The sequence below is a fragment of the Chromohalobacter marismortui genome (assembly GCF_004364315.1).
Taxonomy (GTDB): Bacteria; Pseudomonadota; Gammaproteobacteria; order Pseudomonadales; family Halomonadaceae; genus Chromohalobacter; species Chromohalobacter marismortui.
Map to the genome: position 1 here is coordinate 375,813 of NZ_SOBR01000003.1, position 17,839 is coordinate 393,651.

The 17,839-nt window shown below is 61.9% G+C and carries 18 protein-coding genes and 1 other RNA gene; 4 read left to right on the plus strand and 15 right to left on the minus strand.

Annotated elements, in window-relative coordinates; all coding sequences use genetic code 11:
* Window positions 1-8: 8 nt before the first annotated feature.
* The 11 genes from murG to rsmI form a co-directional block, all read right to left on the minus strand.
* Entirely contained in the window at window positions 9-1,070 is a 1,062-nt protein-coding gene (gene murG, locus C8E00_RS08335; RefSeq protein WP_243833148.1) for an undecaprenyldiphospho-muramoylpentapeptide beta-N-acetylglucosaminyltransferase, read from the minus strand.
* Between the two features lie 32 nt (window positions 1,071-1,102).
* Window positions 1,103-2,287 (minus strand): putative lipid II flippase FtsW, encoded by a 1,185-nt coding sequence (ftsW, locus tag C8E00_RS08340; protein ID WP_133696809.1) that lies wholly within the window; start codon window positions 2,285-2,287, stop codon window positions 1,103-1,105.
* On the minus strand, window positions 2,281-3,648 hold the full coding sequence (gene murD / locus C8E00_RS08345) for a UDP-N-acetylmuramoyl-L-alanine--D-glutamate ligase (RefSeq protein WP_133696811.1): 1,368 nt from the start codon (window positions 3,646-3,648) through the stop codon (window positions 2,281-2,283). Before murD ends, ftsW begins: the two co-directional genes overlap by 7 nt.
* A gap of 1 nt (window position 3,649) precedes the next feature.
* Window positions 3,650-4,732 carry a phospho-N-acetylmuramoyl-pentapeptide-transferase gene (gene mraY, locus C8E00_RS08350; RefSeq protein ID WP_133696814.1) on the minus strand — a complete coding sequence of 361 codons (1,083 nt, stop codon included), beginning with the start codon at window positions 4,730-4,732 and terminating at the stop codon, window positions 3,650-3,652.
* Between the two features lie 9 nt (window positions 4,733-4,741).
* Window positions 4,742-6,100: a UDP-N-acetylmuramoyl-tripeptide--D-alanyl-D-alanine ligase gene (locus C8E00_RS08355; protein ID WP_133696817.1), complete on the minus strand. Its 1,359-nt coding sequence runs from the start codon at window positions 6,098-6,100 to the stop codon at window positions 4,742-4,744.
* Window positions 6,097-7,620: a UDP-N-acetylmuramoyl-L-alanyl-D-glutamate--2,6-diaminopimelate ligase gene (locus C8E00_RS08360; RefSeq protein WP_133696819.1), complete on the minus strand. Its 1,524-nt coding sequence runs from the start codon at window positions 7,618-7,620 to the stop codon at window positions 6,097-6,099. Before C8E00_RS08360 ends, C8E00_RS08355 begins: the two co-directional genes overlap by 4 nt.
* The gene (locus C8E00_RS08365; RefSeq protein ID WP_133696821.1) at window positions 7,620-9,332 is read right to left on the minus strand and encodes a peptidoglycan D,D-transpeptidase FtsI family protein; all 1,713 of its coding nucleotides are present in this window, start codon (window positions 9,330-9,332) and stop codon (window positions 7,620-7,622) included. Before C8E00_RS08365 ends, C8E00_RS08360 begins: the two co-directional genes overlap by 1 nt.
* A complete protein-coding gene (ftsL, locus tag C8E00_RS08370) occupies window positions 9,329-9,655 on the minus strand; it encodes a cell division protein FtsL (protein WP_133696824.1) in 327 nt (108 codons plus the stop codon). Before ftsL ends, C8E00_RS08365 begins: the two co-directional genes overlap by 4 nt.
* An 8-nt stretch (window positions 9,656-9,663) precedes the next feature.
* A complete protein-coding gene (gene rsmH, locus C8E00_RS08375; RefSeq protein ID WP_133696826.1) occupies window positions 9,664-10,659 on the minus strand; it encodes a 16S rRNA (cytosine(1402)-N(4))-methyltransferase RsmH in 996 nt (331 codons plus the stop codon).
* 97 nt (window positions 10,660-10,756) lie between these two features.
* Window positions 10,757-11,111, minus strand: an RNA gene (rnpB, locus tag C8E00_RS08380) — RNase P RNA component class A.
* A 66-nt stretch (window positions 11,112-11,177) separates the two neighbouring features.
* Window positions 11,178-12,038 (minus strand): 16S rRNA (cytidine(1402)-2'-O)-methyltransferase, encoded by an 861-nt coding sequence (gene rsmI / locus C8E00_RS08385; protein WP_133696829.1) that lies wholly within the window; start codon window positions 12,036-12,038, stop codon window positions 11,178-11,180.
* Between the two features lie 137 nt (window positions 12,039-12,175).
* On the opposite strand from rsmI, the gene C8E00_RS08390 reads away from it, so the two are divergent.
* The 4 genes from C8E00_RS08390 to C8E00_RS08405 are packed head-to-tail and all read left to right on the plus strand — an operon-like array spanning window position 12,176 to window position 15,524.
* A complete protein-coding gene (locus C8E00_RS08390) occupies window positions 12,176-13,981 on the plus strand; it encodes a penicillin-binding protein activator (protein ID WP_133696832.1) in 1,806 nt (601 codons plus the stop codon).
* Window positions 13,962-14,333 (plus strand): YraN family protein, encoded by a 372-nt coding sequence (locus tag C8E00_RS08395; RefSeq protein ID WP_133696834.1) that lies wholly within the window; start codon window positions 13,962-13,964, stop codon window positions 14,331-14,333. The genes C8E00_RS08390 and C8E00_RS08395 overlap by 20 nt, the downstream gene beginning before the upstream one ends.
* A gap of 20 nt (window positions 14,334-14,353) precedes the next feature.
* Window positions 14,354-14,947, plus strand: coding sequence for a phosphoheptose isomerase (locus C8E00_RS08400; RefSeq protein WP_133696837.1), 594 nt, complete (start codon window positions 14,354-14,356; stop codon window positions 14,945-14,947).
* Between the two features lie 10 nt (window positions 14,948-14,957).
* The gene (locus C8E00_RS08405; RefSeq protein ID WP_133696839.1) at window positions 14,958-15,524 is read left to right on the plus strand and encodes a BON domain-containing protein; all 567 of its coding nucleotides are present in this window, start codon (window positions 14,958-14,960) and stop codon (window positions 15,522-15,524) included.
* A gap of 43 nt (window positions 15,525-15,567) precedes the next feature.
* Here the strand turns inward: C8E00_RS08405 and C8E00_RS08410 are convergent, their stop codons facing one another.
* The 4 genes from C8E00_RS08410 to rplM form a co-directional block, all read right to left on the minus strand.
* The gene (locus C8E00_RS08410; RefSeq protein WP_133696841.1) at window positions 15,568-16,038 is read right to left on the minus strand and encodes a ClpXP protease specificity-enhancing factor; all 471 of its coding nucleotides are present in this window, start codon (window positions 16,036-16,038) and stop codon (window positions 15,568-15,570) included.
* Between the two features lie 65 nt (window positions 16,039-16,103).
* Window positions 16,104-16,730 (minus strand): stringent starvation protein SspA, encoded by a 627-nt coding sequence (sspA, locus tag C8E00_RS08415; RefSeq protein ID WP_133696843.1) that lies wholly within the window; start codon window positions 16,728-16,730, stop codon window positions 16,104-16,106.
* 211 nt (window positions 16,731-16,941) lie between these two features.
* Complete coding sequence (gene rpsI / locus C8E00_RS08420; RefSeq protein WP_133696846.1) at window positions 16,942-17,331, minus strand: 30S ribosomal protein S9; 390 nt, start codon at window positions 17,329-17,331, stop codon at window positions 16,942-16,944.
* 13 nt (window positions 17,332-17,344) lie between these two features.
* The gene (rplM, locus tag C8E00_RS08425; RefSeq protein ID WP_133696848.1) at window positions 17,345-17,773 is read right to left on the minus strand and encodes a 50S ribosomal protein L13; all 429 of its coding nucleotides are present in this window, start codon (window positions 17,771-17,773) and stop codon (window positions 17,345-17,347) included.
* Window positions 17,774-17,839 lie beyond the last annotated feature (66 nt).

Below are 17,839 nucleotides of genomic sequence, written 5' to 3' on the forward strand. Positions count from 1 at the left end.
CGGCAACGTCATGCGTTGTCAAGATTAGCCTCCATGCACCCTGCCACCAGGCGCTCGATCGCTTCCAGGCGCGCCTCGGAGCGTGCCGCCATTGCCATGGTGGCCAGAGTCTCGGGTTCGAGAAGTACCGCCAGTTCCTCGGCGAGGCTCGCCGCCGATAAATGGTCCTGCGGCATCAAACGCGCAGCCCCGGCATCGACCAATTGCCGCGCGTTGAGCGTCTGATGATCGTCGACGGCATGCGGGTACGGCACCAGGACCGCAGGCTTGGCCGCTGCAGCGAGCTCGGCGATCGTCAAGGCACCGGCGCGGCAGACAATCAGGTCCGCCCAATCATAGGCCGCCGCCATGTCGTCGATGAAGGCGCTGACCGTGGCGCCGACCTCCATCTCGGTGTACGCCGCCCGGGTCGCCATTTCCTTGTCGCGTCCGGCCTGATGCCGTACCTCGGGGCGCCTGTTCGCCGGCAATTGCGCTATCGCCCGAGGGACCGCTGCATTCAGCGCCTGCGCACCGAGCGAGCCCCCCAATACCAGCAACCGCAAGGGCCGCGTGCGTAGCGTCTCCGCATCACGCGGCGTCTCGCCGAGCGTTGCGATATCGCCACGCACGGGATTTCCCACCACCTCCGCCATGCGCTCGCCGAACGCGCCGGGAAAGGCGGCATAGACGCGATGCGCCAGACGCGCCAAATAGCGATTGGTCATCCCCGCTACGGCGTTTTGTTCATGAATGATCAAACGCCGACGCATCATCCACGCGGCCAGTCCACCGGGGCCGCTGGCAAAGCCACCCAGCCCCACCACCCGTTGGGGATCGAATGTCGCGATCACCTGACGTGCTTGCCAGATGGCCTTGGCCAGACGCCATGGCGCCAGCAGCCAACCGGCGACCCCGTTGCCACGCAGGCCGGAGACCTGCACGCGATGCAAGGTCAACCCCGCCGCCGGCACCAACTGGTTCTCGATACCCCGGGGGCTGCCCAGCCATTCCACCACGACACCGCGTTCGCGCAGCGCCTTGGCCAGTGAAAGCGCGGGCACCACATGGCCACCGGTGCCTCCGGCCATGATCAGAACACGGGACACTTGCGGGTGAGGCACTAGCGCTCTCCTCGTTCTTGCTGCTTGGCTTGGCGTGCCGCCTGAGTGGCCCGCGTCTTGGCCCGCATTTCGGCATCGACGCGAAGCAACAAGGCGACCATGACGCAACTGACCGCCAGACTAGAGCCACCATAGCTCAACAACGGCAAGGTCAGCCCCTTGGTCGGCAACATGCCGGTACTGACAGCGATATTGATGAATGCCTGTGCCCCGAACACCAACGAGATGCCATAGCACAGGAAGGCGGAGAAGGCCCAGCCTCGCAACTCTGCCTGGCGCCCGATGCGCAGCCCACGAAAGACGAGCAAGGCGAAGAGGCAGACCACGCTCACGGCCCCGACCAGCCCCAGCTCTTCGGCCAGTACCGCAAACACGAAATCGGTATGCGCTTCGGGCAGATAGAACAGCTTCTGAATACTGTTGCCTAACCCCAGGCCTAGCCAGTGCCCACGCCCAAAGGCAATCAATGCTTGCGTCAACTGATAACCGCTGGAGTATTGCTCAGCCCAGGGATTGGCAAAACTCGTGATACGCTCCAGGCGATAGGGCTCGGAAACGGCAAGCAAGACACCGGCGCCAACGACCAGAATCATGACGAGCCCAAAGCGTCCCAGCGGCGCCCCCGCCAACAGCAGCATGCCCATCATGCAACCGCCGATCACCACGATGGCGCCGTAATCCGGCTCGAAAATCAACAGCACCACGTACACCGCAAGCACCACGAACGGGCGCAAGAAGGCGCCCCAGTCTCGGCGTACTTCGGGCAGATAACGTTGCAGGTAATCGGCAAAGTAGACGATGAGACACAACTTGGCGACTTCCGACGCCTGGATATTGATAAACCCCAGGGGAATCCAGCGCTTGCTGCCATTGACCTCATCACCGATGACCAGCACCGCAATAAGCAGCACGATACCCAACAGCAGCAGCCCGGGCCCCAGGGCACGCCAACGTTTGAGGGGGATGCACACCGCCACGAGCCCGAGAAAGCCAGAGAAAAGCACAAAAATGCCGTGACGAATACTGAAATAGTAGGGGTTGCCGGTGAGACTGGCCGCGATCTCCGTCGATGCCGAAGTCACCATTACCCACCCCACCAGCAACAGGGAGAGGGTCGCCAACAGCAACCATCCATCGGTGGCTTGTCCACGGGTGGAGAGTCGCTCTTTCCACTGCCCTAGCATACCGCCCCTCCCTGCTTCACCAGCCATTGCCGAAAGGCGTCGCCACGTGCCCTATAGTGGGGAAACTGATCGAGGCTGGCGCAGGCAGGCGACAACAGAACGGCGTCGCCGACGGTAGCGATGGACTGAGCCCGACGCATGGCGGATTCAAGGTCCGTCAAACGGGTCACCGGCATCCACTCGGAGAGGACACGCTCGAGACGCTGAGCGTCGCGTCCGAACACCACGACCTCCCGCGCATGACGCCGCAGTGGCTCGACCAATGGCGTAAAATCGGCACCCTTGCCGTCACCGCCCGCCAACAGGATCAGGCGCCCCTCGAGCACCGGCCCCACCCCTTCAATCGCCGCCAGGGTCGCGCCCACATTGGTGCCTTTGGAGTCGTTGATCCAGCGCACGCCATCACGTTCGGCGACCAGCTCACTACGGTGCGGCAAACCGGAAAAGCGCTCGAGCACGCGACGCATCGCCTCCAGCGACAATCCCAGCTGCGTCCCCATCGCCAGCGCCGCCAGGGCGTTGGCATGATTATGTCGCCCCGGCATGCGGACACGGCGCGTCGGCATTATCGGCATGTCGCCATGCACGAGCCAGGCATCACCGGAACGCGCGTCGATCCCCCAGTCTTCTCCCGTGGGAGAACGAGTAGTGAAGCGCACCACATCGGCGACCTGGCTAGCGGGCCATGTCGCGGCATCGTCGGCATTGACGACGGCATGACGCGCGCCGCGAAAGATGCGCTGCTTCGCCGCCTGATAACGGTGCATGTCGCCATGACGATCCAGGTGGTCCTCGCACAGATTTAGAAAAGCCACCGTCTCGGCGCCCAACCAGAGCGTGGTTTCCAACTGAAAGCTAGACAGTTCGAGGACGAATAGCGCCGCCTCCGGGACCTCGACGAGCAAGTCAAGCGCCGGCGTCCCCAGATTGCCCCCGACGGCGACCCGCCACCCCGATGCCTGCGCCATCTCGCCGAGCAGCGTGGTCACCGTGGACTTGGCATTGGAGCCAGTGATCGCGGCTATCGGGGCACGGCACGCACGCACGAAAAGCGCCATTTCACCGACCACCCGCGGGCCTTCGCCTGCGGCATTCACGTACTCGGCAAGTCCCGGCGTGCGCAAATCGACGCCCGGACTGACCACGATTTCACGTGCCTCTTGCATATCCAGCGCTTGCAGCGGACCACACACCACCTCGACATCGGGATGCGCGGCTTTGAAGGCCTCCAGGCCGGCAGGCGCCTCACGCGTGTCGGCGATCATGAATGGCACGCCCTGACGCGCCAGATGCCGCGCGATCGCCTGGCCGGAGAGCCCCAGACCGATGACCAGCGTATAGGCAGTCGGCACCTTGACCATGTCAGCGAATCTTCAACGTGGCGAGCCCCATCAAGACCAGCACGACGGTGATGATCCAGAAACGCACGATGACTCGCGGCTCGGGCCAGCCCTTGAGTTCGAAATGGTGGTGCAACGGCGCCATGCGAAAGATTCGTCGCCCTGTCAGCTTGTAGGAGCCGACTTGCAGCATGACCGAGACCGTTTCCATGACGAACACGCCGCCCATGATGAACAGCACGATTTCCTGACGCACGATGACAGCGACCACGCCCAAGGCCGCGCCCAGTGCCAGCGCCCCGACATCTCCCATGAATACTTGAGCGGGGTAGGTGTTGAACCACAGGAATCCCAGACCGGCCCCCGCGATCGTGCCACAGAAGACGGCCAATTCGCCGGCACCCGGTATCAGGGGAATATGCAGATATTGCGCGAAGACGGTATTGCCGCTTGCGTAAGCGAAGATCGCCAACCCCATGGCCACGAGCACCGTGGGCATGATCGCCAGCCCGTCGAGGCCGTCGGTGAGATTGACCGCGTTGGAACTGCCCACGATGACGAAATAGGTCAGCACGATATAAAAAAGGCCCAGCGGTACCACGATGTTCTTGAACAAGGGCACGATCAGACTGGTTTCGACAGGGCTGGCGGCCGTCAGATAAAGCACCGCGGCCGCCCCCAGCCCGATAGCCGATTGCCAGAAATACTTCCAGCGTGCCGGCAAGCCACGCGGATTCTTCTCCACGACCTTGCGATAATCGTCGACCCAGCCAATGGCGCCGAAGCCCAGCGTCACGGCCAGCACCAACCAGACATAGTGGTTGGTGAGATCGCCCCACAGCAGGGTACTAATGGCAATGGCGATGAGGATCATGGCACCGCCCATGGTCGGCGTGCCGGCCTTGGAAAGATGCGACTGCGGCCCGTCGTCGCGCACTGCCTGGCCAATCTGGCGCTCGACAAGACGCCTGATGACTTGCGGCCCCAGCCACAAGCACAGCATGAGGGCGGTCAGCGTCCCCAGGATCACGCGCAGGGTCAGGTAATTGAAAACGTTAAAGGCGCTTTGGTAATTCGCCAAAAAATCAGCCAGGAAAAGCAGCATGAGTCGCGTTCACCTTGGTGCATCCGTGCGCAGCTCGGCAATCAAGCGTTCCATGCCGGCACTGCGCGACCCCTTGACCAGCACGCTGGCCCCGGAGGGGAGATGGTCGTGGGCATAACGCACGAGCGTCGCCCAATCATCGAAATGACACGCTGAATCGCCGAATGCCGCCACCGCAGGGCGGGCATCGGCACCGAACGTGCCGAGAAAGTCGATCTTCAGTTCCCGCGCAACGTGACCTAGCTCGGCATGCAAGCGTTCGCTGTCGTTACCCAGTTCTCCCATGGCGCCCAGGAAACACCAACGGGGCGCGGGCATACCGGCCAGCACCGTCAAGGCGGCGCGGACCGCACCGGGATTGGCATTATAAGTATCGTCCAGCAAACGTGCGCCGCGCACACCGGGCACGCATGCCATGCGCCCCGGCATCGCCTCACAGGCCTCGAGCCCGGCGACGATATCGTCGCTCGCAACGCCCAGCGCCCATGCTGCCGCCGCACTGGCCAGCGCATTGAGCACATTGTGGCGCCCCAACAGGGCCAAGTGAACCCGACCCAGCGGATCGCCATCCACGGATAGCGTGAAAGCATAACGCCCGGCGTCGTCACAGGCCAGCGCCAAGGCGCGCACCCGTGCCGTGGCATCGAGTCCGAAATCGACCACCTCGACCTCACCCGCCAGTTCCCGCCACAGAGGATAAAACCGGTCGTCGTGATTGAGCACCGCGGTGCCCGAAGACGGCAAGCCTTGCAGAATTTCCGACTTGGCCTGGGCGATCTGCCCCAGCCCGCCGAACTCCCCGACATGGGCTCCCGTGACGTTAGTGATCACCGCGACATCGGGGCGGGCCAGGGCCGTTGTCCAGGCGATTTCCCCCAGGTGATTGGCCCCTAACTCGACGACAGCACGGCGATACGCCGACGACAATGCCAGTAGCGTCTGAGGCACACCGATATCGTTGTTGAGGTTGGCATGCGTGAACAGGGTCGGCTGCGAACGGGACAGGATCGACGCCAGCATTTCCTTGACCGTCGTCTTGCCACTGTTGCCGGTCACCGCCACCAGTTCGCCTGACCAGGCACGCCGCCGAACGCGCCCCAACATCCCCAGCGCCAAGCGCGTATCAGCCACTTCGATCTGAGGCAGTGATGTCGCCACGCGCCGCGACACGATCGCACCTGCCGCGCCCTTGTCGCGCGCCTCCTCCAGAAAGTCATGACCATCGAAGCGCTCGCCGACCAGTGCCAGGAACACATCGCCCGGTGCGATCCGACGCGTATCGCTCACCACCTGGCCCGTGACGGCCTCCACGTCGGGCGCAACAGCGCCCAACCAGCCGGCGATCTCGTGCAACGTCGTCGTGCTCATGCCTCACGCTCCCGGCGTCGCTCGAGCGCGGCTTGCGCGACCTCGACATCGCTGAACGGATAGCGTCGCCCATCGATGTCTTGATAGGTTTCATGTCCCTTGCCAGCGATCAACACGAGGTCGTCCTCGCCGGCTGCCTGCAGGGTACGCTCGATTGCCTCGCCGCGACCCGCCACGCATTGCGCGCGCACATCCGACGCCAGCCCCGCCACGACCTGATCACGAATCGCCGCCGCCGGCTCGCCACGCGGGTTGTCGTCGGTGATCACCAGACAGTCGGCCAGCGCCCCCGCCGCTTGCGCCATCAGCGGCCGCTTGCCGCGGTCGCGGTCGCCGCCGCATCCGAACACGCACCATAGCTTGGCCCCGTCCTCGGCGGGCACATGCGCACGTAGCGCAGCGAGTGCGTTGTGCAATGCCTCCGGCGTATGCGCATAGTCGACCACCACCGTGGGGGCGCCATCGGCGGTCACCCGCTGCATGCGACCGGGCACCGGCGCGAGCCGCGCAGCGGCATCGAACAGCGCCGTCCAATCGCTGCCCAGGCCATGCAGCGTCGCCATCGCCAGCAGAACGTTGTCGAGATTGAAACGCCCCAACAGCGACAGTTCCAATTCACGTTCTCCCTCCGGCGTCGCAATCAAGGCACGCTGCCCGAGCGTATGCGGGAACCAATCGATGACACGCAAGGTCGTGGCTTCGTCACACCCCGTGGCGAGCACGCGCACCCCCTTGGGGAGGCCGGCGAGCATCAAAGGCGTCAGGCGATCATCACCGTTGACCACCGCCAGCGATAGTTCACGATGCTGGAACAGTCGTGCCTTGGCCGCGGCGTAGGCCGCCATGCTACCGTGATAATCGAGGTGGTCGCGGCTGATATTGGTAAACACCGCCGCCTGGAACCGACACCCCCGCACGCGTCGTTGCTCAAGCGCGTGGGACGAGACTTCCATGGCGACGCGCTCGATACCCTGCGCGCCAAGGCTCCCCAACGACGCCTGCAACGCCAGTGGCCCCGGTGTCGTCAGCGCTCCAGGCTCAAGTCGTCCGGGGCGTCCGACACCCAGGGTACCGATCACCGCCGCCGGCGTGCCCAATTCTTCCGACAGAGCCGCAATGTAATGCGTGACCGAGCTCTTGCCATTGGTGCCGGTCACGCCTATCAAGGTCTGTGTCTCGGGGACATCGAAAAGATAGCGACCGAATTCGCCCAGGCGCCCGAACAGCCCCGGCACGCCAAGCACGCGCGCATCCTGCACAGGCGTCTCGTTCGGCAGCGCGTCGGTGTCGCAAAGCACCGCCTCCACGCCGGCCGCCAGTGCCTGCTCGATGAAAGCGCGTCCATCGGCATGCACCCCCGGCACGGCCAAAAACACCACACCAGGCCCCGCCTCTCGACTATCGAGGGTCATCGCACAGGTGGAGGAAAAGGGGCGCCAACCGTCGAGCCGCGCGGGCGTCGCTTGCGATGGCCAGAGTAACGCCAGGCCATCCACCAAACGTTGCGTACCGATTTCCATCACTCGGACATCTCCTGTTGATCGGGGGGTACATCGAGAAGACGCAACGCCTTGCCCACTACGCGGCCGAAGACCGGTGCCGCCACCAGGCCGCCGTAATAGGCGTCTCCCTTGGGATGGTCAATCATCACAACGGTCACGATACGCGGGTCGGAGACCGGCGCGATGCCCGCAAACAAGCCGCGATAGGCTTTCTGCTGATATCCCCCATCGGTCACCTTGCGCACCGTACCCGTCTTGCCGGCGATGCGGTATCCCTCGACCATCGCCCGCGAACCACCGGCACCGGGCTGCACGATTTTTTCCATCATTTCCAGCAGCTCATGGGCGATCTTCGGCGACATGACCTGCTTACCGAGCTGCGGAGAACTACGCTTCAACAAGGAAGGCCGTAGACGGCGGCCATCGTTGGCAAGCGCGGTGTACGCACTGGCCAGTTGGAGGGGCGTCAAGGAAATACCATAACCGTAGGCCATGGTCGCCTGCGCACTGCGGGAAAGGCCGTACAGAGACGGCAGACTGCCACTCCCTTCCCCGGGAAAGCCCGTGCCGGGTGCTTGGCCCAGCCCCAGCTCTCGGTACTGCTGCCAGATCGTGTCTTTATCCAACTTCAAGGCAATATGCGACATGCCGATATTGGAGGAATGCAATAGTATGCCCCCCGGCGTCAGCTTGCCGTAATTGCGAAAGTCACTGATCGTGTAGCCATCGATCACCATCCACCCCGGCGAGGTATCGATCACCGTGTCGGTGTCGATCTTGGCCGTCGCCAGCGCCGCCGACATTGCCAACGGCTTCATCACCGAGCCAGGCTCGATAGCGTCGGTGATTGCCTGATTGCGCAGACCGGCAGCATCGATGGAAGCGCGATTATTGGGGTTGTAAGAAGGCAGGTTAACCATCGCCAAGACTTCACCGCTACGCGCATCCATCATCACCAACGAACCGCCATCGGCATTGCGCTTGTCGACCGCTTTTTTCAGTTCACGATAGGCCATGTACTGCAAACGCAGGTCTATCGATAGCGTCAGATCACCGCCTGGTTTGGCATCCTTGAGCAAGTGCAGGTCGCGCACCAGGCGGCCCTTGCGATCCTTGAGTACACGCCGCTTGCCCGGCTGCCCGGAGAGATACTTGTTATACGCCAGTTCCAGGCCTTCTTGGCCCTGATCGTCGATATTGGTCACCCCGACGAGTTGCGCGGTCACTGCACCTGAAGGGTAATAGCGCTTGTATTCATCCTTGGAGTAGACCCCTGGCATATCGAGGGCCAGCGCTGGCTGCGCCGCCTCTGGTGTCATGCGTCGTCGCAGGTACATGAACTCATGGTCGGCATAACGCTCGACTCGCGACTCGAGCGTCTCAGGGTCCATGTTCAAGGCATGCGCGAGCGTCGCCAGTTGAATCGGGTCGGAAGGCAGCTCCTGAGGGTTGGCCCATAACGTGACCACCGGCGTGGAAATCGCCAGAGGGTCGCCATTGCGGTCGGTGATCATGCCACGGTGTGCCTTGATAGGCTCGACGCGCAGCGTACGCGCATCGCCTTGATTCTGCAGAAAATCGCGATCGATCACGTTGAGATAGACAATGCGCCCCACCAGCGCGCCCAAGGCCACGACAATCAACGTCAACATGAAAACATAACGGCCGCGTCCCGACGGTCCCGTGCTGGGTGGACGACGCGTCGAGGTCGATGGACGCTCGCGGCTCATGGGCGAATCACCTCGACGTCATTGACATCGGGCACATGCATGTCCAACCGCTGGGTGGCGATTGTCTCGACACGTCCCGGTGCCGACCAGGTGCTCTCCTCGAGCAGCAGTCGCCCCCAGGCGGTCTGCAAGCTATCACGCTGTTTTTCCAAGTCCTGGAAGCGCGCATACTGCACGCGTGTTTGATGCGTACTGACAATGGAGGCCAACGCGCTGGCCAATGTCATCAAGATCAGCACCAGCAGAATAACGTGGCGCCAACGCAAACGCCCCGCGAACGGCCAGTTTGCCTTGGGCGAGGTATTTCGTCCTTGAGCCACCATCACCAACCTCAGTCGAGTTTCCGAGCCACACGCATCACGGCACTGCGCGCACGAGGATTGTCGGCTACCTCGTCCTCCCCTGGACGACTCGCCTTGCCCACCATGGCCAGGCGTCGATTCAACTGCGTGTCACGCACCGGAAAGTCACGCGGTAAATGCGTATCGCCACGAGCCTGATCGCGAATGAAGCGCTTGACCAACCGATCCTCCAAGGAGTGGAAACTGATCACTACTAGCCGCCCCCCCGGCGCCAACGCCTCGAGAGCGGCTGCGAGCGCGGCCTCTAGCTGTTCGAGTTCAGCATTGACATGAATGCGTATCGCCTGAAACACCCGCGTTGCCGGGTGCTTGCCTTTTTCCCAGGCGGGATGCGCAGCCTTGACGAGTTCCGCCAAGTCCTCGGTATGCGTCAACGGCCGCTCGGCACGACGCGCGATGATCGCTTTGGCAATGCGCCGCGCGAAACGTTCCTCGCCATAACGCTTGAAGACATCGACCATCTCGCGCTCGTCGACTCGCGCCAGCCAGTCGGCGGCACTTTCCCCTTGCGTGGGGTCCATGCGCATGTCGAGCGGTCCATCGCGCAAGAAGCTGAATCCCCGCGCGGGATCATCGAGCTGCGGCGATGACACCCCGACATCCAGCAACACGCCCGCCAAGCGGCCGTGCAGCGCATGGTCATGAGCAATAGCATCCAGCTCGGCGAAACGGCCGTATTGAAGGGAGAAGCGCGGATCGTTGAGCCTGGCCCCCTCGGCCAGAGCGTCCGGATCACGATCGATGGCCAGCAAGCGTCCTTGTGGCGATAATCGCTCGAGAATAACGCGGGAATGCCCACCGCGACCAAAGGTGCCGTCCAGATAACTGCCATCGGGATCGGTCACCAGTGCATCTACCGCGCCGTCGAGCAATACGCTCGCATGTCGGTAGTTAGCCACTCGCTCATCGGCCGCATGCGGCGTATCGGAAAGCGGGTCCTTCTCGGGATGGTCACGATGCTGCATGAATCACTCGGGCATTGGGGCCTGCCGCCGCTGTTTCAGGCCGCCCGAAGGCAGACGTCGCGGCATGACGCGCACAGACCCGGAGATCTGAAATTCGAATGGGAGCCAGCCTATAAGCCGGGTTCTGTCGAGGACAGCCATTCCTCTAGGGGCCGCGTCACCGCGACCCTCAAGCAACCTACCCGAACCCAGCGCGGGCCACGCCTTTGGGTTCCTATTTGGTCTTGCTCCGGGTGGGGTTTACCTTGCCACGCACTGTTACCAGGCGCGCGGTGCGCTCTTACCGCACCCTTTCACCCTTACCGGCGGACCGAAGCCCGCTTAGGCGGTCTACTCTCTGCTGCACTTTCCGTCGGCTCACGCCGCCCAGGGGTTACCTGGCACCCTGCCCTATGGAGCCCGGACTTTCCTCCCCCGTGCCAGTGCACGGCGGCGACTGTCCGGCCGGCTCCCAAGCAGGCAAGAATAACAGCCCCTCGTAGGCCCCTCAAGCGCGCGAGTGGCTCATGCGCATATTGTTACCCATCGCCGTCCTTGAGGGCTTGGGCACACTGATACCAATATTTCTTGCGCCCCCCGAGTCGGCCAGCCACGACCGTCGCCGCCGCTTTGACGCCAACCCCTTCGGCAAGCATCGCCGCCAACCACGCCTCGCCCTCGGCCAAGGCGTGCGTTTCGTCATCCGGAGGCGCAGCGCCCGCGACCATGATCACGAATTCGCCACGCGCCTGATTGGGGTCTTCCTGCATACGCCTCCCCAATGTCTCGGCATCCGCATCGAGAAAGGTTTCAAACGTCTTGGTCAACTCGCGCGCCAGCACCACGCGGCGCGTGCCGAATAACGCTGCGATGTCTTGAAGTGTCGCTTGGATGCGATGCGGCGACTCGTAATAGACCAGGGTTTCTTCGCGCTCCCGCCCCTCCATCAGACGTTGGCGACGCGGCCCGCCCTTTGCCGGCAAGAATCCTTCGAAGAGAAAACGATTCGTGGCCAGCCCCGCCGCTGACAGCGCCGTGATCAAGGCACAGGCGCCCGGCACCGGAATCACGCGATGTCCGCTGGCACGCAGCTCGCGCACGACCACATAACCGGGATCGGAGATCAAGGGAGTCCCGGCATCGCTGATCAAGGCCACGTTCTTTCCCGTATCCAGCGCTTGACGCAGCGTTTCCACGCGCATCTGTTCGTTATGCTCATGTAGCGAGACCAGCGGCTTGTCGATCCCCAGCGGACGCAGCAGGCGCGCGCTATGCCGGGTATCCTCGGCAGCGATCCAGTCCACTTCGCCCAACACCCGGGTCGCTCGGGGACTCAGGTCCTCGAGATTCCCAATCGGCGTAGCGACCACGTACAATGCCCCTTCAAATCCTTCGCTCATTCGTTAATATCCCGGTTGCGACGCCTATAATGGAAACTTCGCGTCGTGTCGCTAGCGCCCGCATCAGATCCCGCTTGCGTCAGACAACGTCCGGAAAGGGAACTGTCCGAGCCATACCGCCAAAAAGGAATGACACCATGCCCATATCACTGCGCAGCTTACTCGGGCTCGCCCTGATCGCTTTAGTCCTTGCCGGGTGTGCCGGTGGACCTGTAGGCAGCGGAACACAGCGCTCCTCACCCGGCCCGAGCGCCAGTGCACTACTCGACAAGGCTCAGGACCAATCCCCCGCGCAGGCGGCGCAGAGCAGGCTCCAAGCGGCCGATATCCTAGCACGACAAGGCAACGACGAGCAGGCGCTGAACGTCGCTCGCGACATTGATACTTCACGCTTGAACCGTGGCGCCCGCATCGACTGGGCACTTCTGGTCTCCGATTTGAGCCTGCGCAAGAAAGGTGGCCGCAGTGCACTGGCGGCCACACAGATACTCAGCGATATCGACAACCTCCCACGCGACGCACAGCAAACATTACGCCATCGTCGCGGCCTGGCACTGACATTGTTGGGCAACTCTCGTGCGGCAGCGACGACCCTGATCGATCTGCAACGCGATGGCGCGCCTTTCGAGCTCAATGATGACATCTGGAAACCGCTTTCACGCCTGAGCGTCAACGCCCTCGACGACATGGCCGATAATGCCGACTCACTGACCCAAGGCTGGGTCGCGCTAGCCCGTTCATACCGCCAGAGCGGAGGCAACATATCGCGCCTCACCGACTCACTGAGCGATTGGCGTGAACGCTACTCAAGCCACCCCGCCGCACGCCGCCTGCCGGGTAATTTATCGGCGCTGCGCGAACTACGTGGACGCGAAGTCACGCGTGTTGCCGTCTTTCTCCCCGAGTCGGGCCCATTGACCAATGTCGCCAACGCCATCAAAACCGGCATCCAGGCACGCAACAGGGCGGCACTCAATCAAGGCGAGCGCACTCCGCAACTGACGTATTACGACAGCAGCGCAGGCAATCTGGAGGCACTTTACGCCCAAGCCACCATGGGCGGTGCCCAGGTGGTACTCGGCCCCCTCGACAAAGAACTCGTGTCACGTCTCGAACAACGCGACGCGGTACCCTTGCCGACGCTGGCCTTGAATTATGGCAAGCATCCACGCAACTTGGCCGACAACCTTTATCAGTATGGCCTGTCTGCCGAGGACGAGGCTCGCCAGATCGCCACGCGCGCACGCATGGACGGGCACTCGAAAGCCGCTGCGCTGGTACCCGATAACGAGTGGGGAGCACGCGTCCTCGATGCCTTCAAGCAAAGCTGGGAAAGCCACCAGGGCAAGCTCGAAAGCGTGGTTCATTACGCCCCCAAGGGTCCCGTCAGCGATGCGGTAAAACGCCTGCTGAATGCCGGCAAGAACGGCGCTCACAACGAAGACATTGACATGCTCTTTCTGCTGGCACTGCCCCGCTATGCACGTCAAGTTCCTCCCATGATGGAATATTATTACGCTGGCGACCTCCCCATCTATGCCACATCGCAGGTCTATAGCGGCCAGCCACAGCCGCGTGCCGATCATGATCTCAATGACGTCATGTTCGTCGACATCCCCTGGCTGATTCCGGATGCCGCCATGGGCGGAGAAAAAGCCCTTCCATTTTACGCCACCTATCGCAATCTCGATGCCCGCAGCAACCCGAACATCCTCAAGCTCAACGCCATGGGCGTCGACGCTTACGAACTGGCACGACGCCTGCCGCTGATACAGGCATTACCTTCGATGGAAGTCTTCGGTGCCACGGGCACGCTAAAGGCGCGCGACGATGGCCGGATCAAGCGCGATCTCCCCTGGGCACAGTTCCAGGCAGGCGTCCCCGCGCCACTCCTGAAAGGGCTCTCCGTTCCGGATATCGGCGATGTCACACTCGCCCCATGACCCGCGGCGTCGCGGTCTCGACATGGAGCGCCGCACCGCCGACTGGTTGATCTCGCAAGGCCTGCACTTGGTGGATACCAATCAGCACGCCAGGCGCGGAGAGATCGACCTCATCATGCGCGACGGCGAGGTTCTGGTATTCATCGAAGTCAGGCACCGCACCCATACCGGTCATGGTCACCCCCTCGAGACCGTGACCGCCGCCAAGCGGCGCCGCCTGGTCAGCGCTGCACGTTTTTATCTTCATCGCAACGGGCTATCATGTGCGTGTCGTTTCGACGTCGTAGGCGTCACCGGCACGCCACCCAAGGTGTCGTTCGAGTGGATTCGTTCGGCATTCGACGCCTTTTGACCCAAGCAAGGCCTCTATCCATGGATTTCCAATCACGCATACTCGGCCATTTCAACGCCAGCATCGACGCCAAGACCTACGCCAGTGAGGTTCTTCCGCCTTTCATCGAGGTCGCCAGCCAGATGATGGTTCAGTGTCTCGTCAGTGACGGCAAGATTCTCGCCTGTGGCAACGGCGGAAGCGCTGGTGACAGCCAGCATTTTTCTTCCGAGCTGCTCAACCGTTTCGAGCGTGAACGCCCAAGCCTACCCGCCCTGGCGCTGACCACCGATACATCGACACTCACGTCGATTGCCAACGACTACAGCTACAACGAGGTCTTTTCCAAGCAGATCCGCGCTCTGGGGCAGCCCGGCGATGTCCTGCTGGCGATTTCAACCAGTGGCAATTCCGCCAATGTCGTACAAGCGATTCAGGCTGCTCACGACCGCGATATGCATATCATCGCGCTTACAGGGCGTGATGGCGGCGACATGGCATCACTTCTCGGTCAGGACGACTGCGAAATTCGTGTTCCCTCGACATCCACGGCCCGCATACAGGAAGTGCACTTGCTTGCAATACACTGTCTGTGCGATCTCATCGATCAACAGCTGTTCGGCAGCATCGAATAAGGAATTCGTCATGATACGTCAGGCCATTCTCCCTCTTCTTCTCGGCATCACACTGGTGCTGACCGGCTGCGCCTCTCCCGCCACTGATGACCAAGGCGGGGAGAACTACGGTAAACGCACGCCCGGCATGCAGGTGGAAGATGAAAACATACAAGACAAGATCGCCAGCAACCTGGTGCGGACCGACGCACGATTTCGCGACGCGCATATCAACATCGACAGCTACAACGGCATAGTGCTTCTCACCGGCCAAGTGGCCAGTGAAGAGCTCAAGCAAAAGGCCGGCAATATTGCGGAGCGGGTCAGACGGGTGCGCATCGTCCACAACGAACTGCAAGTCGCCGCCAACTCGCCGATTGGCCAGCGCATGACCGATCTTTGGCTCACCGGGCGCGTCAAGGCGAACCTGGCCACCGACGAACGCATCGACGCCAGCCGGATTCAGGTCACCACCGAGAACAGCACGACCTATCTGATGGGGATGGTGACACACCGGGAGTCCGATATCGTGGTCGATATCGTCTCGCAAATAGGCGGGATTCAACGAATCGTCAAGGTCTTCGAATATCTCGATTGAACATCGAGCATCCAGCAGGGCCACAGGCCCTGCGTTTGCTTTGTCACTTCACTACTCGCAGTGACGGGCGCCCCTTGTCACGCGGAGCGTCTTCACTTTCGCCCCGGGCTTCCTCTTCGTCACTCGCCTCCACGCTTTCCAAGGCTGGACGCTCTTCGCCTGCCTCCTGAGAAGCCTCGTCATGCGCCTCGCTGTCCGGCATGACCGGCTCATGACCAAAGACCATGCCGACACCGTTTTCGCGTGCGTACAAGGCAATCAGCGCCTCCATGGGCACGATGACCTGCATCGGCTGACCAGAGAAGCGCGCCCCAAAGGTCACGGCAGCGTTCTCGATACTCAGGTCACGCACCGCAGAAGGCGAGACGTTGAGGACAATTTGACCATTCTGAACATACTGCCTGGGCACGCTTACACCTTCACGCTCGGCATCGACAACGATATACGGCGTATGCTCGTTGTCCAGCAACCACTCGTAAAGTGCGCGGGCCAGGTACGGGCGACTGGAAAGCATAGAACACTTCCTCTTTCGGTTCGCGGCGACGCTTCATAAGCGCTGCGCTCATGGCGCGGCAACGCCTAAGTGCGCATTTCCTTTTCAGCCTCCAGCAGAGATGCCTTGAAGGCATCACGACTGAAGAGGCGCTCCATGTAATTCATCAGCGGCTTGACTTGCTTTTCCGGCAGCTCGACGCCAAGCGCCGGTAGTCGCCATAGAATCGGCGCAATACAGCAATCTACCAGCGAAAACTCGTCGCTCATGAAAAAAGGCATGTCTTCGAAGATCGGTGAAATACCCGTGATACTCTCACGCAACTCCTTGCGCGCCTTCTCGGCATCTTTCTTGCTGCCCTGCTGGATCGTTTCGACCAACGGGCACCACTCGCGCTCGATGCGGTGCATCCACAGGCGACTCTGAGCACGCGCCACGGGATAGACAGGCAACAGCGGCGGATGCGGAAAACGCTCGTCCAAGTACTCCATCATGACCTTGGACTCATAGAGCACCAGGTCACGATCCAGGAGGGTCGGCACGCTATTGTACGGGTTAAGATCGGCAAGCTCTTCGGGATGGTTGTCGTCATTGACCTCAATGAAATCGACGGCCACCCCCTTTTCTGCCAACACGATACGCACGCGATGGCTATAATGATCATCGCTACCGGAATAAAAGGTCATCGACGACCGCTTGGCCACTACACCCATGAAACATTCCTCGCTTCAGTTCGAACCTGGATGATAACACGTTAATCAGGCGCACGAATGCCACCCATCGCCAGGCATTGGCTGCCAACTGGATGCATGAGGTCGTGCCCCATACCAGCGAATCACTATCGCGCGCGCCAAGCAAAAAGGCCCGGACAATGAGCCCGGGCCTTTGCGCATTGCACACCGACGGGTGCGAAACGCTGCGTCTTTAACGCTTGGAGAACTGCGGACGGCGACGCGCCTTGCGCAGACCGATCTTCTTACGCTCGACCTGACGGGCGTCGCGCGTCACGTAGCCTGCATCGCGCAGCGGACGGCGGAAGTCTTCATTGTAGGCGAGCAAGGCACGCGTGATGCCGTGACGAATCGCCCCTGCCTGCGCAGAGCCACCGCCACCGCTCACGGTGACATAAACGTCGAACTGGCCTGTGGTCTCAGTCAATTCGAACGGCTGGCGCACCACCATCTCACCGGTGACACGACCGAAATAGTCGTGCAACTCACGGTTGTTGACGGCGATTTTGCCGGTGCCCGGCTTCAAAAAAACCCGAGCTGTGGAAGTCTTGCGGCGCCCGGTACCGTAATACTGCTGTGTCATGGCGAAGAATCCCTTAGAGGTTCAGTTCAAGCGGCTGCTGCGCGGCGTGCGGGTGCTCGGCACCGGCATACACCTTGAGCTTGGAATACATGGCGCGGCCCAGCGGACCTTTCGGCAGCATACCCTTGACCGCGCTTTCGATGACGCGCTCCGGCGCGTGATCGATCAACTTCTCGAAGGACATGGAGCGCAGACCGCCCGGATAGCCGGTATGACGGTAGTAATTCTTGGCTTGCGCCTTGTTGCCGGTGACACGCACCTTTTCGGCGTTGACGACGACGATGTAGTCGCCGGTATCGACGTGAGGGGTGTACTCCGGCTTGTGCTTGCCACGCAAGCGGCGAGAGATTTCGGTGGCCAGGCGGCCGAGCGTCTTGTCAGTCGCATCGACGACATACCAGTCGCGTGTGACGGACTGTGGCTTAGCACTGAACGTCTTCATGGGTGAATCACCAATTGCTTGTGTGGACGTCACGCGCATTAAGGGCGTGATCAGCCAATCCCTATT

Coding starts and splice junctions, on each gene's coding strand:
- murG (WP_243833148.1), bottom strand. CDS start 1,070: ATGGCCGGAGGCACCGGTGGCCATGTGGTGCCCGCGCTTTCACTGGCC.
- ftsW (WP_133696809.1), bottom strand. CDS start 2,287: ATGCTAGGGCAGTGGAAAGAGCGACTCTCCACCCGTGGACAAGCCACC.
- murD (WP_133696811.1), bottom strand. CDS start 3,648: ATGGTCAAGGTGCCGACTGCCTATACGCTGGTCATCGGTCTGGGGCTC.
- mraY (WP_133696814.1), bottom strand. CDS start 4,732: ATGCTGCTTTTCCTGGCTGATTTTTTGGCGAATTACCAAAGCGCCTTT.
- C8E00_RS08355 (WP_133696817.1), bottom strand. CDS start 6,100: ATGAGCACGACGACGTTGCACGAGATCGCCGGCTGGTTGGGCGCTGTT.
- C8E00_RS08360 (WP_133696819.1), bottom strand. CDS start 7,620: ATGGAAATCGGTACGCAACGTTTGGTGGATGGCCTGGCGTTACTCTGG.
- C8E00_RS08365 (WP_133696821.1), bottom strand. CDS start 9,332: ATGAGCCGCGAGCGTCCATCGACCTCGACGCGTCGTCCACCCAGCACG.
- ftsL (WP_133696824.1), bottom strand. CDS start 9,655: ATGGTGGCTCAAGGACGAAATACCTCGCCCAAGGCAAACTGGCCGTTC.
- rsmH (WP_133696826.1), bottom strand. CDS start 10,659: ATGCAGCATCGTGACCATCCCGAGAAGGACCCGCTTTCCGATACGCCG.
- rsmI (WP_133696829.1), bottom strand. CDS start 12,038: ATGAGCGAAGGATTTGAAGGGGCATTGTACGTGGTCGCTACGCCGATT.
- C8E00_RS08390 (WP_133696832.1), top strand. CDS start 12,176: ATGCCCATATCACTGCGCAGCTTACTCGGGCTCGCCCTGATCGCTTTA.
- C8E00_RS08395 (WP_133696834.1), top strand. CDS start 13,962: ATGTCACACTCGCCCCATGACCCGCGGCGTCGCGGTCTCGACATGGAG.
- C8E00_RS08400 (WP_133696837.1), top strand. CDS start 14,354: ATGGATTTCCAATCACGCATACTCGGCCATTTCAACGCCAGCATCGAC.
- C8E00_RS08405 (WP_133696839.1), top strand. CDS start 14,958: ATGATACGTCAGGCCATTCTCCCTCTTCTTCTCGGCATCACACTGGTG.
- C8E00_RS08410 (WP_133696841.1), bottom strand. CDS start 16,038: ATGCTTTCCAGTCGCCCGTACCTGGCCCGCGCACTTTACGAGTGGTTG.
- sspA (WP_133696843.1), bottom strand. CDS start 16,730: ATGGGTGTAGTGGCCAAGCGGTCGTCGATGACCTTTTATTCCGGTAGC.
- rpsI (WP_133696846.1), bottom strand. CDS start 17,331: ATGACACAGCAGTATTACGGTACCGGGCGCCGCAAGACTTCCACAGCT.
- rplM (WP_133696848.1), bottom strand. CDS start 17,773: ATGAAGACGTTCAGTGCTAAGCCACAGTCCGTCACACGCGACTGGTAT.